At 42.5% G+C, this 17,302-nt stretch carries 14 protein-coding genes; 9 read left to right on the forward strand and 5 right to left on the reverse strand.

The window, feature by feature from the left end:
- Positions 1-31: 31 nt before the first annotated feature.
- The 3 genes from LGZ99_RS10880 to maeB all read right to left on the reverse strand — a co-directional run bounded on the left by LGZ99_RS10880 (position 32) and on the right by maeB (position 4,262).
- On the reverse strand, positions 32-841 hold the full coding sequence (locus LGZ99_RS10880; RefSeq protein WP_023045215.1) for a TonB family protein: 810 nt from the start codon (positions 839-841) through the stop codon (positions 32-34).
- A gap of 153 nt (positions 842-994) precedes the next feature.
- Positions 995-1,870: a ChaN family lipoprotein gene (locus LGZ99_RS10885; RefSeq protein ID WP_036837981.1), complete on the reverse strand. Its 876-nt coding sequence runs from the start codon at positions 1,868-1,870 to the stop codon at positions 995-997.
- Positions 1,871-1,982: 112 nt separating this feature from the next.
- Entirely contained in the window at positions 1,983-4,262 is a 2,280-nt protein-coding gene (maeB, locus tag LGZ99_RS10890) for an NADP-dependent oxaloacetate-decarboxylating malate dehydrogenase (protein ID WP_036837979.1), read from the reverse strand.
- 576 nt (positions 4,263-4,838) lie between these two features.
- Here maeB and LGZ99_RS10895 point away from each other — a divergent pair.
- The 5 genes from LGZ99_RS10895 (at position 4,839) to LGZ99_RS10915 (ending at position 8,041) form a co-directional block, all read left to right on the forward strand.
- Entirely contained in the window at positions 4,839-5,474 is a 636-nt protein-coding gene (locus tag LGZ99_RS10895; protein WP_011146941.1) for a response regulator, read from the forward strand.
- A gap of 192 nt (positions 5,475-5,666) precedes the next feature.
- Positions 5,667-6,050: an ArsC family reductase gene (locus LGZ99_RS10900; RefSeq protein ID WP_023045218.1), complete on the forward strand. Its 384-nt coding sequence runs from the start codon at positions 5,667-5,669 to the stop codon at positions 6,048-6,050.
- 1 nt (position 6,051) lies between these two features.
- Positions 6,052-7,179 carry a succinyl-diaminopimelate desuccinylase gene (dapE, locus tag LGZ99_RS10905; protein ID WP_021324450.1) on the forward strand — a complete coding sequence of 376 codons (1,128 nt, stop codon included), beginning with the start codon at positions 6,052-6,054 and terminating at the stop codon, positions 7,177-7,179.
- Positions 7,176-7,865, forward strand: a complete 690-nt coding sequence (locus tag LGZ99_RS10910; protein ID WP_021324451.1) for a M15 family metallopeptidase — start codon at positions 7,176-7,178, stop codon at positions 7,863-7,865. The genes dapE and LGZ99_RS10910 overlap by 4 nt, the downstream gene beginning before the upstream one ends.
- Positions 7,853-8,041 (forward strand): YpfN family protein, encoded by a 189-nt coding sequence (locus LGZ99_RS10915; RefSeq protein WP_031281060.1) that lies wholly within the window; start codon positions 7,853-7,855, stop codon positions 8,039-8,041. The genes LGZ99_RS10910 and LGZ99_RS10915 overlap by 13 nt, the downstream gene beginning before the upstream one ends.
- Here the strand turns inward: LGZ99_RS10915 and LGZ99_RS10920 are convergent.
- Both LGZ99_RS10920 and LGZ99_RS10925 read right to left on the reverse strand, forming a co-directional pair.
- Positions 7,992-10,043 carry a tRNA(Met) cytidine acetyltransferase TmcA gene (locus tag LGZ99_RS10920; RefSeq protein WP_021324453.1) on the reverse strand — a complete coding sequence of 684 codons (2,052 nt, stop codon included), beginning with the start codon at positions 10,041-10,043 and terminating at the stop codon, positions 7,992-7,994. The two genes, LGZ99_RS10915 and LGZ99_RS10920, sit on opposite strands and share 50 nt — an antisense overlap.
- 5 nt (positions 10,044-10,048) lie before the next feature.
- Positions 10,049-10,501, reverse strand: a complete 453-nt coding sequence (locus tag LGZ99_RS10925; protein ID WP_036837977.1) for a DUF441 domain-containing protein — start codon at positions 10,499-10,501, stop codon at positions 10,049-10,051.
- A 539-nt stretch (positions 10,502-11,040) separates the two neighbouring features.
- On the opposite strand from LGZ99_RS10925, the gene LGZ99_RS10930 reads away from it, so the two are divergent.
- From LGZ99_RS10930 to LGZ99_RS10945, 4 genes are all read left to right on the forward strand, one after another.
- On the forward strand, positions 11,041-12,105 hold the full coding sequence (locus LGZ99_RS10930) for a radical SAM protein (protein ID WP_023045439.1): 1,065 nt from the start codon (positions 11,041-11,043) through the stop codon (positions 12,103-12,105).
- Between the two features lie 581 nt (positions 12,106-12,686).
- On the forward strand, positions 12,687-13,697 hold the full coding sequence (locus tag LGZ99_RS10935) for a hypothetical protein (protein ID WP_021324456.1): 1,011 nt from the start codon (positions 12,687-12,689) through the stop codon (positions 13,695-13,697).
- On the forward strand, positions 13,694-14,188 hold the full coding sequence (locus tag LGZ99_RS10940; protein WP_021324457.1) for a hypothetical protein: 495 nt from the start codon (positions 13,694-13,696) through the stop codon (positions 14,186-14,188). The genes LGZ99_RS10935 and LGZ99_RS10940 overlap by 4 nt, the downstream gene beginning before the upstream one ends.
- A gap of 17 nt (positions 14,189-14,205) precedes the next feature.
- A partial coding sequence (locus LGZ99_RS10945; RefSeq protein ID WP_262979107.1) for an AMP-binding protein occupies positions 14,206-17,302 on the forward strand: 3,097 nt, incomplete at its 3' end.

Genomic DNA, 17,302 nt, shown 5'->3' on the forward strand with positions numbered 1-17,302 from the left:
TTGCCTTAACATATCTGCTGTCCTTAAGTCGCTAAAAGATTCGATTAGTTAAATTAAAATCAATCGGCAGTTCTATCGTAATTTCACTGCCTTTTAAAACGCTATTAGGAGGAATCGGTAATGGCTGCGCTCTCGCCAAAACTTGCTTCGCTTCCCTGTCCAGAGAATGGGTACCTGAACGACGGACTAAATCGCTGTTAGTTATATAACCTTGTTTATTAATGGTAAATCTGACTGTAGGTCGGCCAGTGCGGTTTCTTCTCAGTGCATCCTCAGGATAACGTTTATAACGGTTCAAATGCCCAATAACCTCAGCCCGCCATAAAGCATCCGCATCAACGACAGTATTTGAATCACTGTCATAAGAGGCCGCAACCCGCGAAGCCAAATTAGCCGACGTAGCGGTACTGCTTACCCTGGCAGCACTATTCTGAGACTTTTCACTCTCTTCCTCTGCCTGCTGTCGCTTCACTTGCGATGTTTTCTTCTGCTCTTCCGGGTTCTTTTTCTGTTTTTTAGGCTTATGCACCCGTATTTGAGCCTGCTCATTTTTAATAAGCTCAGGTGTTTTCATCTCATTAACTGCACTTTCCTGCTGCCGACTGGCAACAGAAAGCTGCTGTTCAATACCAACAGATTGTTTCTGTATTTGATGTGTTGCTTCTGTCAGCAATGAAAATTCCATCATCACTGCCGGAGGGGGCATCAGTTCACCAGGGAGCTCTTCTGGCTGACAGATAATCCACATAACCCAAATGAGGTGAGCAGCAATAGCAACAGTAAAAGCAAGTCCTTTTTTAGCAGGATTTGTTTGAAAGATGGGGTTTGTCAACGTCAACATGGATTACAGCGCATAATTTTAATTATCATTTAGTAATGATAATTAATTTCATATGCTAATGAAAATTATTTTTATATATATCGTTAACTTGCGCACATCCATGTGCTAAGGCCCTTTAACTACCGGAAAGAAACCATCATTTACTTAAAATATCTATGGTTTTTTTGCTGGTGTATACCAAATATAGTCGGCATGTTGACTGTCCATTACATTGCCTTTCTCAGCTATAATCAGCACCACCAGATCCTCTTGTGGTGACAGATCCTTAACATGTAAAGGAACACCCATTATTTTCGTTGCATGGTATGCACCCGCAATCAATGTGGCAGGCGCCGGGGCTTTAAGTAGCTGCTCTGCCATTCGGCGATCCCGCATTTGCTGAATAGTTGTCATAACAGATAATTGTTGTGCTGTTATTTCACCACCGTGAGCATCTTTAATCGTCGCTTCAATCCGCAATTTTACATTTTTGGAGACGGAAATATCTCCCTGGAGAACTGGCGGGTTACAGCAAACAGCTTTAACTTCACTGCGATTCAGGTTTGCAAACAGTAACGGATAAGGCTGCTGCATAAGCTCCATGACCAACCCGCCATACAATTGCCACGGCCAACCATCGTGCCATGCCAGCAACTCTTTTATGCGGCTTTCACGCACGCTGGGTTTAGTTTGCAACCAACTTTTAACTTTATTCACTTTTTCCTGCTGGTCGGGGTTAATCATTTCCAGCAAAACCGCACCATGTTCTCTTTTAAGACGAAGCTGCTGAACCAGCCAAAGCTCAATCTGATGATGGTATGGATTATCGTGTTTTTCACCCACAATGATCCGTTGATGTGATGCCAATTGGTTGATCAATTCATCCGGAGTAAGAGCGTTGCCTGTTTTGAGATCGACAATCACCCCTTGCTGGGTCAGTTCGGCTGAAAGCACTTGGGGAGTGGGCTTTTGTTGTATCGATGCACACCCGGATAAGATAAGTAAGCCACAGATAATCAGAAAAGATTTTACAGCAGAGAGAAATGTCATAACGTCCGTTATCCATATAATATTTTTCCGCATCATATAGATAATAAGAATTATTTACAATAAACGGCCCCGGCTCCCTCCAGGCAACCAGGGCCATTTTAACCCATTGGTATTACAACGGATGAGTCTGCGCTTCAACGGCTGCCAAGGCGACCATATTGACGATACGGCGTACAGAAGCAATTGGCGTCAGAATGTGTACCGGTTTCGCCACGCCCATCAGCACCGGGCCAACGGTAACGCCTTCAGAACTGGTTACGCGCAGCAGGTTATAACTGATACGGGCAGCTTCCATATTTGGCATAATTAACAGATTCGCCGCCCCTTTCAGTGGGCTATCCGGCATGATGTCACGGCGGATACTTTCAACCAGCGCTGCATCACCATGCATTTCACCATCAATTTCAAGTGAAGGTGACATTTTGTTGACCAATTCCAGCGTCCGGCGCATTTTCTGGGCTGAAAGGCAATCCGCAGAACCAAAACTTGAATGAGAAAGCAATGCAACTTTTGGTTCAATACCAAAACGGCGAACACTTTCTGCGGCCATGAGGGTAATCTCAGCCAGTTGCTCAGGTGTTGGATCATTATTGACATAGGTATCAGCGATAAAAGTATTACCACTTGGCAAGAGTAATGCGTTCATTGCACCAGCAGTATGAACCCCATCACGGAAACCAAAGACATTTTTCACCACATCATAATGTTCACTGTAACTGCCCACAGTGCCGCAAATCAGGCCATCAGCCTCCCCACGCAGCACCATAATCGCCCCAATCAAGGTTGGATTACCAATGACTGCACGGCGTGCTTGTTCCGCAGAAATGCCACGACGTTTCATAATCTGGTGATATTCTTGCCAGTATTTTTTGAAGCGTGGATCGTTCTCATTATTGACGACCTCAAAATCTTTACCCGCTTCAATATGCAGCCCCAGTTTCTGGATACGCTTTTCGATAACACTTGGGCGGCCAATCAGGATCGGATAAGCCAATCCAAGAGAGATCAGCTCTTGCGTCGCATGCAATACCCGCACTTCTTCCCCTTCAGCCAAAACAATCCGTTTTTCCGCTTTTTTGGCCTGAGAAAAAATAGGTTTCATAAACAAGTTTGTTTTATAGACAAACTCATTCAGTTTCTCTATATACGCGCTAAAGTCTTCAATCGGGCGGGTTGCCACGCCGGAATCCATTGCGGCTTTAGCCACTGCCGGGGCAATTTTAACAATCAGGCGTGGATCAAATGGCTTGGGAATAATATATTCCGGGCCAAAAAACAGATCCTGATCATTATAAGCAGAAGCCACTTCTTCACTCTGCTCTGCCATCGCCAAATCAGCAATAGCGCGAACACAAGCCAGTTTCATCTCTTCATTGATGGTTGTCGCACCAACATCCAGCGCGCCACGGAAAATGAATGGGAAACAGAGAACATTATTAACCTGATTCGGATAATCAGAGCGACCGGTACAAATGATGGCATCAGGGCGAACTTGTTTAGCCAACGGCGGCAGAATTTCTGGCTCAGGGTTTGCCAACGCCATGATAAGAGGATCTTTCGCCATGGTTTTCACCATGTCCTGAGTCAATACGCCCGGGCCGGAACATCCGAGGAAAATATCCGCACCAGGAATAGCATCACCTAATGTACGGCTGCCATTGTCTTCAATCGCATAGGCTGCTTTAGTTTCTTCCATATTTTCATCGCGGCCACGATAAATAACCCCTTTAGAGTCACATACCACGATATTTTCACATTTCAATCCAAGCGCAACCAACAAGTTCATACAGGCAATTGATGCAGCGCCTGCGCCAGAAACCACCAAGCGAACTTCTGAAATCGCTTTTTTCATAATCCGCAAGCCATTCAGAACAGCCGCGGTACAAATAATCGCAGTGCCATGCTGGTCATCATGGAATACCGGAATGTTCATTTTTTCCCGGAGTTTTTTTTCAATATAAAAACATTCCGGTGCTTTGATATCTTCGAGGTTAATTCCCCCAAAAGTCGGTTCCAGCGCCGCAATAATATCAATTAATTTATCAGGATCAGACTCATCAACTTCGATATCAAATACATCAATACCTGAGAACTTTTTAAACAGTACGCCTTTTCCTTCCATCACTGGCTTACCGGCCAGTGCACCAATATTCCCCAACCCTAAGACCGCAGTACCATTAGAAATCACAGCGACAAGATTGCCACGCGCAGTATATTTGTAAGCCGCTAATGGATCTTCTGCAATTTCCAGACAAGGCGCGGCAACACCCGGTGAATAAGCTAAGGCCAAATCCCGCTGAGTTGTCAGAGGCTTAGTTGGAGTAATCGTGATTTTCCCTGGTTGTGGAAACTGGTGAAAATCCAATGCACTCTGTTTTAATTTTTCATCCATCGTCGGATCCTTTATATACATTATCTGGAGTAAGAGCGGGACCAGTATAATGGGTACTGTGTGCTAAATCATAACATTGACAGCATTTTACCCATAAATTAGCACTTTTTTGCTCACAAAAAACACGACCGAATTTACCCTTCAATACCACCGACTGAGTATGGGAACATCAATAAATAAACATTATAATTTATATAATATTATTTGAGTTATAATAACCATGATAATTATAACCAATAAAAACCCTCAATATAAATTCAATTAAAATAAATTTTATAAAAGAAAACAAATCTAATAATTAGACTTATAACAAATTGATTTACAATATTATTTTTTACATCAACGTTATATGTTTTTGGTGAAAATTACTCATCTTCTTTTTTTACTTATCAAACTAATTTGCGCTATTTATATTTTTATATCAGGATGTGCTTTCTGGACTTACAGAGCTATCAATTCTGTAAATCAATCGGTTTTGAGAAAATTTTTTCATAGTAATTTAATTTAGGGCAGACCCATTCATTACTGCCTTTTAATCGTGCATTTCGTGGCTTTAATCTTTTAGGGAGAAGGAAAATGTATAACCATTCAGTGATGATAGTTGATGACCACCCTCTCATTCGCCATGGCTTGAAACAGATTGTAGAGCTCGATCGAGCGCTTACCGTAACAGCAGAAGCTGACAATGGTGAAGAAGCAATAAACATTGCATGCAAACTGAAACCTGATGTCATTATGATAGATCTCAATATGAATGGTCTTTCTGGCGTGGATACGATTAAATCTATTCGTAGAAAAGGGATCAACTCTTATGTCCTGGTATTATCTGTTTCAGATGACCGGAATGATGTTTACGCAGCCATTGACGCTGGCGCCAATGGCTATTTACTGAAAGACAGTGACTTAGATTCGCTATTAAGCAGTATTCGTCACGCAGCCCGCGGGCAAACTGTCTTTAGTGAAAAAATATATCAACATCTGGCTAACCGCCATAAACATGTTGATCCTTTATCTGAATTGACCAAGCGTGAATTAGATGTCTTAAAAGAAGTTTCCAGTGGCATGACCAATAAAGAAGTCGCTGATGTTCTCTTTATTTCTGAAGAGACGGTGAAAGTACACATCAGAAACTTGTTAAAAAAACTAAACGTACGTTCCCGCCTGGCTGCAACAATTATGTATCTGCAACATAGGAAAAATGGCGTAGCTTAATGTTTTTCCTGAGCCGCCCTCTTTGGTTTATTGCCGGGGGCCGGCTCTTATCGCTATGATGACAGGCCGATAAGATTGGGTTCCCCTCTTTTGATATCCCAGATAATAAAAATCAGGACATCATCTGGAAAAAACAGGTATTTTCCAGCATTATGTTTAGGTGTTTAAATTTTTTTTAAGGACCTCTTAATTATGTCGGATAAATCTTCTCAGCCTGTTTTTACTCTCTACGGGATCAAGAATTGCGACACCATAAAAAAAGCCCGTCGTTGGCTGGAAGAGCAGGAAATCTCCTACCTGTTTCATGATTATCGTGTTGATGGATTAGATGCCGCGCTTTTGCAATCATTTATTGACAAACTTGGCTGGGAACCATTAATTAATACCCGTGGTACAACCTGGCGTAAATTGAGTGATCAACAACGCGCGACAATCAATAATGCTGAAGCAGCAAAAGCGTTGATGCTGGAACAACCGGCTATTATCAAACGTCCACTGTTAATTTCTGCAAAAGGCGACTGCCTGCTGGGTTATAAGGCAGATGAATATCAGCAATTTTTTGCTGAGGCGCTCTGAAATGACTTGTCCTGTAATTGAACTTGCACAACAACTGATAAAACGCCCCTCTGTCAGCCCGGATGATAAAGGTTGCCAGGATATTATGATCGCCCGTCTGCAAGCCATTGGCTTCACCATTGAACGGATGCCTTTCGGCGACACAAACAATTTCTGGGCCTATCGCGGCACAGGCCCGACGTTAGCCTTTGCCGGGCATACGGATGTTGTCCCTGCGGGCGACGAATCTCAATGGGAACAGCCCCCTTTTGAGCCGACTATTCGTAATGGCATGTTATATGGCCGGGGCGCGGCAGATATGAAGGGCTCGCTGGCTGCCATGATTGTTGCGGCTGAACGCTTTGTTGCCAATCATCCCAACCACAGTGGTCGCCTGGCCTTCCTGATTACCTCTGACGAGGAAGCAAAAGCCACCCACGGCACAGTTAAAGTGGTTGAAGCTTTGATGTCCCGTAACGAACGGCTGGATTATTGTCTGATTGGTGAACCGTCGAGTCAGTACCATCTTGGCGATATGGTGAAAAATGGCCGGCGCGGCTCCCTGACGGCTAATCTGACTGTACAGGGTATTCAAGGCCACGTTGCCTATCCGCATTTGGCTGATAACCCAATCCACCGGGCCCTGCCGGCTTTGCAAGAGCTGGTCAACACCCAGTGGGATGAAGGAAATGAGTTTTTCCCGGCAACCAGTATGCAAATTGCCAATATTCATGCTGGAACAGGCAGTCATAACGTGATCCCGGGGAATTTGCAGGTTCAATTCAATTTCCGTTTCAGTACGGAACTGACCGATAGCCAAATCCGCGAACGGGTTGAGACAATCCTGAAAAATCACAAGCTGAATTACACGATTGAATGGATATTGCCCGGCCAGCCTTTCCTGACCGCCAAAGGCGAGTTAGTCAATGCCGTCGTACAGGCAATAGACCATTACTGTGGCTATAAACCTGAATTATCTACCAGTGGCGGCACATCCGATGGGCGGTTTATTGCTCAGATGGGCGCTCAGATTATCGAACTGGGGCCACTCAACTCAACAATTCATAAAGTTAATGAATCCGTCAGTGCCGCAGATCTGCAACAACTCAGCCGGATTTATCAGCGTGTTATGGAGCAACTCATCCAGTGATAACCGCAAATATGTTAACTGGCCTGGCTACCGGGCACTTGATTTCTCTTTCTGGCAATCACCGATTACAACCAGAAGCAGTAAAATCTTTTCTTTCCATGCAGCAAGCAGCAGCAAATGCGGGAATTAATCTGCAACCTGCCAGCACATTCCGCGATTTCCAGCGTCAACAGGCTATCTGGAATGGCAAATTCCGCGGCGAGCGCCCAGTATTGGATGAAAACAGCCAACCAATGGATATCACCCAATTAACAGAAGGAGAACTTTGTCAGGCTATTCTCCGCTGGTCTGCCCTGCCCGGCGCCAGCCGCCATCATTGGGGAACTGAACTGGATATTTATGATCCAACGATGCTGCCGGAAAACCAGAAATTACAGCTGGACCCCTGGGAATATGAAAATGGTGGTTACTTTGAACCACTGACACATTGGTTGACAGAAAATATGGACCATTTCGGTTTTTATCGCCCTTTTGTCGGTAACCGTGATGGTGTCGCTTATGAACCGTGGCATATCAGTTACCGGCCACTATCCGGACAACTGGAAAAACTGCTGACTAAACAGATGTTACTGGATATATGGCAACAGCATGATATTGCAGGTATTGACTGGTTATCGGCTAACTTGCCTTATCTATTTGAGAACTACCTCGGTACTGCGCAGGAGATAACCCAATGCAATGGTTAGCTGATTATTGGTGGATTATTTTAGTTTTATTGGTTGGCATTCTTCTCAATGCAATTAAAGAATTACGCCGCCTGGACGTCAAAAAATTTCTGGATAATAAACCAGAGCTTCCTCCTCACCGGGATTTTAATGACAAATGGGATGATAAGGACGACTGGCCTCAGAAAAAGCAGTAGTCCATTCTTGCCAATACCTAGCCAATTTCTTGTCGAAACTTGCCAACGCTTGTGCGGTTTCTTGCCGCCAGAGTAATGTTAATGCCTTATATCCGCTTAACTTCAACACAGTGACACACTGCTCAATACTCATCTCCTGCTGGAGATGATTTCTCAGTGCGGGCAACGGCAAATCACTGTTCAATAACAATCGTTGCAAAGCCGGTAATGAAGCAGAAAATGGCCGGTGAGCAAATGCAAAACCTGAAAGCTCCTGCCAATCACTCTGATTGAGATGGCGGTCAATTTGGTAATCCACAGGCAAACTGAACCCAATCTGTGACTCCAGCCAATATGCATCACGGGCAAACTGTTGTTGTGCCTGAATACAAAGTGCCATCCCCTGTTGACTCAGTGGAAAAATCGCCATTGCGGTATAACAACCGCTACTGGCTTCCAAATGGGTTCCCATACGGACCAATTGGAAACCACATTTTTGCCATAATGCCCACAGTTCAGCGGTATAACCAAAGCTGACAGAAATAAAATCTATTCCCTGCCCTTTTGCCCTTGCCCGCTGAAACGCGATCATTCCCTGAGCAATACCCTGTCTGCGGTTGTTAGCCTGTACAGCAAGCCGGCTAATCCGTTGAGATTTCAGGACTGCCGCCTGAGGTAAACCACTATGGGCCGCTAACGATTGAGCGACCAGATTTCCTCTGGGGCGACGCCTGCCTGCCCATACTTCATGTGCCAGCTCAGGCGACAATCCACCTTCATCAACCATCCACAAAGCACCTGCCAAGGTCTTATCTCCAAGCGCTGCGATAAACTGCATTCCTTTGGCATCAAGTAAACGCCGTAAATCCAAAGGTGAAGTTTTATAATGAGCACTGGTTAATATGCCATAAAACTGTCTCAGCAATTCAGGCTGTTTAATCCATTGCTGCTGATGATATATGTGATAGCGGATCGCCTGATCAGAATTATTTACCGGGACGGCATCCTCAAACAATAAAGCGTTTTCCAGCCAGTTTTCCAGAGGATCATTCTCAGCCCAACGTACAGGCGCGGTCAGATTTAAAATATGACAATTAGGAATTTCAGCACAAAATTTAAGTAAAAATCCCCGCCCTGTACCTTCATATCCCTGTACAGTTGTCGTTAATAATACCCGGGGGAAATAGCTGATCAGCTCAAATAACTGAGGCGTTGGAATAGCCGCAGCTTCGTCGATAAGCAACCAATCAATCTCTGACACACAGTTTTGTCTGCAATATTTCAGCAAATTATCTACTGCCCAGAATTGCCCTTTTTCAGCCGAATAGCCTCTGATAATTTCAGTCGTTGCTTTTGCCGGCGCCGTCAGCCAGCAATTATTCCCTTGCCATTGTTGCATTAACATGCCTGCAAGCGTCGATTTACCTCGCCCTCTTGGCGCTGTAATTACCCATACTCCCTGATTTGCCCGCAAAAGTTGCGCTAAAATGGCATGCTGGCTAGCGGTGGGATTGCCATCAGGCAATTGCCACTCGCTGTATTGTGGAAATTCAGGCAGGTGAAGAAAAGTATTTTGCCGCCATAGCAAAACTTGAGGATCATGAATAAGTTGTCGCTGAATATGCTGAATAAAGTGCGGAGTTGGGATAGCGTCTGATTGTTCATTCCAACGCATACTGTCTTTATCTGGTTGATAACACCATTGATACCAAGATGGAACCATCATCACCAACCAACTTCCGGCCTTTAATGTCCCCGCTAATATTGCCAGTGCTTCCGCATTAAAACCTTCGGTAGCATCAAATATTCCGTGCAGATATTCCTGACCTAATAAACTGACCGCTTTTGCTGGCGGCACTGCTTTCTCTTTACGATCAGAGATCCATAACCAATCACCGGCAAATCTCTGCTGTAACTCATTAGCCTGTTGATAACACCAATCATGATCGCCACTCAACACCAGCAAGCGACGTAATCCTTGCCGCTGCATTTTCGCCTGTATCGCACTCAATTCCGGCAGCATAACGACTACGATTTACCAATCAGCAATGACAAAATCCCGGCAGCAATCAGCGGCCCCACCGGAACACCTTTAAACAAGGCAACCCCCAGTACTGTTCCCACCAATAAACCCGCAACAGTTGAAGGCTGATTAGACATCAACGAAACCCCGCGGCTGCCCAGCCAAGAGACTAATACACCGATTGCTATTGCCAGTAACGATTTCCAATTCAAAAACGAATGAAGAACCGCTTGTATCGTAATTTTCCCACTGGCAATGGGTGCCATCACCCCCACAGTTAAAATAAGTACACCGATAGTCAGCCCATATTTTTCCACCCAAGGGAAGAATTGATTTAGTGGTGTTATACGGATAACCAGCAAGAGCAACATTGCAAGAGTGACGGTCATGTTGTGGCTGATGATACCCAGTGCCGCCAACACCAGCAGCACAAGTAAAGTCGGATCAAGATGGCTCATAAACTTCAATACCCTATATCCCATCAGGCTAGGGCAATTTTTCCTTATGTCACAGAAATAACTTATATTTTCCTACTAATTCAGACAATTAACAAGTTTATAATGGGAATATTTTTTCTTTATAAAATAAACACTCTCAACAAATGGATATTTTTAATTAATTGAGTGATTAAAGGACTATTATTGCCAAAAAATTGTAAGAAATAGTCTTGCATGCCATCAATAAAATCACCTTGTGTGACTAAAATAGCCACAGTCATTTTCTATATAGAAATCTTTCAGCTTAAATAACATATAATACTTCAACGATAGAATCGGTTATTTCAATCCATTCCGCGATAGTCACTCACTATTTACTTTACCACCGTTAGAAATACGCTCCTATTTTGTGAGCAAGCTCTAAATATGTGTTTTTTTAACAACCAATACTTAGTCTAAACACGCAAAAATACAAATTCAACTAACCAATTCATTGCAAAATAAATTAATACTGATAATAGTAAATATCGTCTGACCTTTAATCCAACAGGGAGTAAATTATGTCATGCTTTCCTACCGGATATTGGGAACAATATCCGAATACTGCCACAGTGATCACAACATATACTTGCAATGCTGCCTGCAAAGAATGTTGTTTTGAATGTAATCCCTCGGTGAAAGCGCGTCTGAGCCTGGATGAAATTAAACAATTTATTTCACACTCAAAGGCCAATTTCCCAGGGCTAAAATTAGTCGTCTTCAGTGGTGGAGAGTGTTTCCTGTTAGGTAAAGATCTGATTGAAGCCATTCGTTTCGCCTCAGATCATGGCTTATTAACTCGCTGCGTGACTAACGGTTATTGGGGAAAAAACAGAGAAAAAGCACAAATAATCGCCCAAGATTTAACCGATGCCGGCATCACAGAAATAAACATCAGCACCGGGAAGGATCACAGTGAATGGGTACCCATCGACAGCGTAGTTACGGCAGCAGAAGCATTAGCCGGGCAAAATATCACGACACTGATTACCGTGGAACAGGATACCGCTGATTCTGCCATTGCGACACAAATCACACAGCATCCGACCATCAAACGCCTCAAAGAACAAAATAAAATTAACTTACAACGCAACACATGGATGCCATTCTATGACACCAGTGAAGAACGAAAAGACGTTCCAAACCGGGATGAGCAACTGGCGAAAGGGTGCGATCAGGTCTTTGAAAATATCGTACTGACACCACACGGTGAAATCTCCGCCTGCTGTGGGCTGACATTAGAGCATATCCCTGAGATGAAACTAGGTCGGTTGCAGGGAGGCGATTTATCCCAGCTTTTCAAGGGACAGGAAGAAGACTTTATGAAAGTATGGTTGCGAACAGAAGGACCGTACAAAATTCTAAAAAAATATCGCCCGCATGATAGCAACATTAATCTGGAAAAAATCGTTCACCCCTGCCAAGCCTGTGCCCATCTGCATAAAGACGAAGGAATACGCCGGAATTTGTTAGATAACTATCATAGTGAAATTATTCCGGTGATGAAGAAATTTAATGCCAAAGAAAGGCTGGATTTGATCTGCTATTCAGCAGAAAAAAATGCCGTTAACTTAACTGAGGAGTAATAATGCAGCGACGTACATTTATTAGCATAGTGGCGAGAGCAGCCGTTGGCCGTATAATACTACGGAATTGAATTCAGGCTTTAACGTCATACTAATCAATATCACCATGATCACTATTTACCAACTATCAAATTTTTATTAAATAAGGTGGTAATCAAGGAAAAGAAATACTTTATTCTCCTTTAGGAATATTTTCACCTGCTGTTTTGTGAGCAGACTCTAAATAAGCAGATTTTGTAATAAGATATATTTAGCCTAAACGCTCAAAATAAAAATTTTATCAACTAACATATTGCAAAATGGAGCTATCCAGCTAATAGTTAGTATCATCCACCGCTTAATAGCGCTGAGGAAGAACTATTCTATGCTTCACCACTTAACATTAGGAATAATATCAAAATATTGTTACAACAATCACAATATACACTTACGACAAATATCGTTGGTAAGAAATATTAGTTAGATAATTATTATATGAAATTATTTCAGCAACGAAGAAATTTAATAAGAAAAGGTTAGCACTCATCTTAATATAACACCCAGTAAAAAAAGAATTCCGTCAACTTAGAAAGGAACGAATCATGAAAAGACGTACATTTATTGGCGTAGCAGCCGGAGCAGCTATTGGCAGTGTCATCCCAACCGTTAATGCCAGTGCCGATAGCAATCGCCTCTTTGGCGTACCACGTTCATTACTCTCTCCAGGAGAAATTGAAGAAAATAAGTTAAGGCTGTCAATGTCAAATGCAAAACTCCCGGTTGAAGTTTGGGAAGAGATCATCACCTATAACCGATTTTGGGAAACCATAAAACAACAGCCCAACTTAGCATTAGAATACAGGGAATCACCGGAAAAAGTCTTGGCTGAATTCGGCATAGACAAAAATATCGTTAGCCCCGGTTCAGCAGAGGAATTACTGCTGTTCATCACTTATGATAAGGATTTGATGAATGCAGTAAAAACCAATGACTATGAAGAATTATTTTCCCGACTGAAGGCCTATGGTTTAAACGAAAGAGGTTCAAGCCTGAGGAGCCGGATCAACCATCATCTTAATCAAGACGCCAGCCTTGTTGCACATTTTAAAGAGCATATCGAATCCTACCAGCTGCAAGATACAAACAGCCCTCCCCTTATCAGGTTGAAGGAAATTCTGGAACCTTTGAACAGTGAAGACGATACCAGTATCGAAATTGCCCGTCTTGTCGTAGGGGCAAACGTGGTTGCTGCGGTTAATGTGGCTGTCGGTACCCGAGTCGTCGCGGCAGTGAATGCAGCGGCGGCAGTAAACGTAGCAGCCTATTTGAGCCTGGCAGTGCAAGTAGCCGTCACGGTATGTATGGCAAATTATTTACCCAAAATCGATCACAATGACCTTTCAACCGGTACTGCTTCTCTTCATCTTGCCAGACTCTATAACAATCAAAAGATGGTGGACACCCTGGTCACAGAAGCTATCCGCAGGGAAATCACCGCTTGCCTGTTTGCTGCGCAAAAATGTGGTTATATCAATCTGCCGGCGACACGCGAAGAGCGTAAAGAAGTGATTCATCTTTTTACCGAATTATCTTTAGGAATGACAGCAGCATGAGCAATATCGTGGGATTGAATCCAGACTTCAAAGTCATATTAATGAACGTCGCCATGTTCGTCCTGATCGCCCTGGTTTTTCTGCCTGTACCATACTGGCTTAATAGCAGTAATCCGAATAAACTGGCGGCAAGCATTACGACAACTCTCTTCGTGGTCATTGCCTTATTTATAGGCTATCAACTATTATCAAATAAGGCGGTGATCAAGGAAGGGAAATTATTAATGAAGTCTGGAGTATATTCACACGAATGGGCTATTTCCTCATTGCACCGGGAAGAAGGCGTTTCCCTGGAAGATTTTCAACGCAGTAATGGTATACATATTATCCATTATTCGTCGGGATATTATCACAAGAAACGAAATAAATATTTCATTCTACGCGTAAGTAAACGCCCTTTAATATGTTTTAGTGCAGAAGGCAATATTGGATTATGTATAGATGAATCTGTTTTCGAAAAAATAAAGGGCGAATTACGAGATAAAATATAACGTGGAGCAGCAAAATAATGGAATATAGCGATAATTATTGGCCGTTGAACTATACACAACTCCGTTTAGCCATTGCTAATACTGTTGCTGACGATAAGTCTGTCTTCAATGTCGGCGAATTCGTCAGCTTCAATGACAATATTAGTCTGGAAAGATTGGAACAAGCCATTATGACCATTCATAGCTTCAATGATGGTTTTTCCTTACGTTACCGTATTTCTGAGCAAAATATTTTTCAGGAGAAATGTTCCACGCCGATCGAAGTTATATCAATAAAACTGTCAGATCCGGCAGTAGAACAAACTACAAAAGCCGATTTCAGCAAAAGAATAACTGAACCACTGGCCCCTGAAAATGGTGTGACGATCAGGCATTATCTTTATTTTAATGATGTTGGGTGCTGCTTTTGGGGAATTATCGCTCACCATGTCGCCACAGATTATTGGGGCATAGGTCAGTTGATTCACGATGTTTTGTCCTGCTATGAACAACAACTATTCCACCCAACATCAGAGCCTGTTTTTACCTACCAGGCTTATCTCAACGATGTTAAATATAAAGCAAGCGCGCATTATACCAACGACAAAAACTATTGGGATAATTACCTCAACCAACTTCCCAAATTAGAGGATTATGCCGGAAAACGCCTATTTCCCTCGAAAGCAATTAAAGTGAGCCGACCACTCACCGCAAACAATGAGGGTTTTAACTTTAATGATAAATTAATGATGATACTGGCCTTATGCCTGCAAATGACTAAACGGGGTCGTTTATCAACCAGTATCATTAATTTACCTTTCTCTAACCGACGTGACAAAGGAGAATACCGTTATTATCGCCCGGCAATGAACACCTTACCTCTGATGGTTTCTTTATCACCAGAAACAACGATAAAACAGATCCTCACGGAAATGCAGTCGCAAATTAGTCTGCATAGCAGGCATAGCCGTATTGATATAAGTGATTTGAATGATGGCGCGATAAGTCGGGCAGATCAATTAACCGCGGTCCCTTATGTCAATTTATTGCATGAGATTGAACATGATCTTATGAAAAATAATCGCGCGATTCGCGGCTGTATGACTTCCGGCGCAGTAAATGATTATGGGGTTAATATCCGGTTTTCTTCTGACGAAAAGTCAGCATTAGTTGAATTGGATGCAGGAAGCCGCTTGTACAGTACCTTTACCGCCGATGCTTTGATTGATGATTATTTACGTATTTATAATGCCATTGCAGAAAATATCAATGAAACTGTCGAAACATATTGGGAAAAATATAAAACAATTGAACGTATGGACAATATGATATCTGGCATAGGGACGCCAGAGAATATTGCCGTTAATCACCCCATCAGAGAGAATATAATTACCCGAATAGCGCAAATCGCCATAATATCGCCGGATAAAAAATCAGTAATTTGCGGAAATCAAACCACAATAAACTCCGCATATTTTTTTAATTACTATGAACTTTACAGTAAATTATTAACTTTCAGCCAACTACTATTATCCTGCCCACTAAAAAACCGAAGAATAGCCGTGTTATTACCCAGAGGAATGGAATCCTTATTGTCTATATTAGCAATCCATACTGCGGGATTATGCTTTATTCCAATCAACATGACATTCGAACGAGAAGAAATCAGCAATATATTGCGTGGGCTGGATATCGCTTTATTAATAACTTCTCGTCACCATCATGAGAAAGTGAATGATATTAATAATACACATATTTTCTTTATTGAAGATATAAACACACTTTCTTCCGAGATATCTCCGGGAAATGACATAAAATGCCCGGCGACCAAAGAGGATGAAGCCTATATCTTTTTTACATCAGGCACCACCGGAGTACCAAAAGCGGTACCGATAACTTTCAGGGGGCTTTATGCTTATTTAGCCGCTATGACAGATAGGTATGGTATTCAACAAGATGACGTTATTCTTAATTTCAGTACTCCAGTTTTCGATGCTTATATTGAGGAAGTATTTGGATGCTTTTATCAGGGAGCTACACTGGCAATAGCCAGTGACCACATGATCGTTGAGCTTGATTCACTGTTTTCATTTTGCCATGCACAATCGGTAACTGTCGTTAACTTTCCTACGAATTATTGGCACCAAATTGTCTTTTTCCTGCACGCGGCCATTAAAGAATTGTCACCGACCATCAGAATGACAATTATCGGTGGCGATCTGGCAATGGATAAAGCTATCCACCATTGGTTGGAAAAAGTAGGACGCGGAATTTCTCTGATTAACTCTTATGGCCCAACAGAATGTTGTGTTGTGGCAAGCTGTCACAAAATAGATGACCAGTTCCAACCCGGTAATATTATTGGTAAAGCACTGGCAAATAGTTCTATTGTCATTCGGGAATATGGAACTAATAATATCATCAGCGGCAGCAGTGGAGAAATATGTATTCGTGGGGATTCTATATGTACCGGATATATTAACGACAATCAGTCAACCTCGCGCAAATTCTTACAGTTGAACGATGGAGAAATCTATTATTTAACGGGAGACCGTGGGTTTTACGATGCCCAGGGAAATCTAAATTTCGTCGGTCGGCTGGACAAAAAGCATAAAATTGATGGAAAACGTGTCGATCTGGCGGAAATGCAGAAAATACTTACAGCGGCAACTAATATTGACGAAATTCATTTAACGATAAAAGAGAATGAAACCGGATATCAGTATATCAATATATTTATCCCTCATGACTCATATTCAATTGCACGTCACGAAATCGTCTCATTCCTGCGTGGATGCTATCCAAAATTACAGGTGCCTTTTATTGTCGAATCAGCATTATCCAACGATTCCACCTCCGTGACAGAGTTGAATAAAGAAAATAATATTTCACAGATTAAAGGGGAAAAACGCGAAATATTTTTTACATTATGGCGCGAGGTCTTTGGCGATAGCGATGGCGTTGTTGATGAAGATACGAATTTCTTTGATGCAGGCGGTACTTCGCTTAAAGCATTATTGCTCATTAATAAGATCCAGCAATGTTTTGATTGTTCTATCCGCCTGGAAGATTTCTACCAGTCCCCCAGATTGGGTTATTTATTGCAATCTGTCATTCAACAGGGGCAGATGCCAG

The organism is Photorhabdus temperata, assembly GCF_025384845.1.
GTDB lineage: Bacteria > Pseudomonadota > Gammaproteobacteria > Enterobacterales > Enterobacteriaceae > Photorhabdus > Photorhabdus temperata.

Bases quoted from the DNA above. Each gene is read 5' to 3' on its own strand.
- LGZ99_RS10880 (WP_023045215.1), bottom strand. From the start codon at position 841: ATGTTGACGTTGACAAACCCCATCTTTCAAACAAATCCTGCTAAAAAA.
- LGZ99_RS10885 (WP_036837981.1), bottom strand. From the start codon at position 1,870: ATGACATTTCTCTCTGCTGTAAAATCTTTTCTGATTATCTGTGGCTTA.
- maeB (WP_036837979.1), bottom strand. From the start codon at position 4,262: ATGGATGAAAAATTAAAACAGAGTGCATTGGATTTTCACCAGTTTCCA.
- LGZ99_RS10895 (WP_011146941.1), top strand. From the start codon at position 4,839: ATGTATAACCATTCAGTGATGATAGTTGATGACCACCCTCTCATTCGC.
- LGZ99_RS10900 (WP_023045218.1), top strand. From the start codon at position 5,667: ATGTCGGATAAATCTTCTCAGCCTGTTTTTACTCTCTACGGGATCAAG.
- dapE (WP_021324450.1), top strand. From the start codon at position 6,052: ATGACTTGTCCTGTAATTGAACTTGCACAACAACTGATAAAACGCCCC.
- LGZ99_RS10915 (WP_031281060.1), top strand. From the start codon at position 7,853: ATGCAATGGTTAGCTGATTATTGGTGGATTATTTTAGTTTTATTGGTT.
- LGZ99_RS10920 (WP_021324453.1), bottom strand. From the start codon at position 10,043: ATGCTGCCGGAATTGAGTGCGATACAGGCGAAAATGCAGCGGCAAGGA.
- LGZ99_RS10925 (WP_036837977.1), bottom strand. From the start codon at position 10,501: ATGAGCCATCTTGATCCGACTTTACTTGTGCTGCTGGTGTTGGCGGCA.
- LGZ99_RS10930 (WP_023045439.1), top strand. From the start codon at position 11,041: ATGTCATGCTTTCCTACCGGATATTGGGAACAATATCCGAATACTGCC.
- LGZ99_RS10935 (WP_021324456.1), top strand. From the start codon at position 12,687: ATGAAAAGACGTACATTTATTGGCGTAGCAGCCGGAGCAGCTATTGGC.
- LGZ99_RS10940 (WP_021324457.1), top strand. From the start codon at position 13,694: ATGAGCAATATCGTGGGATTGAATCCAGACTTCAAAGTCATATTAATG.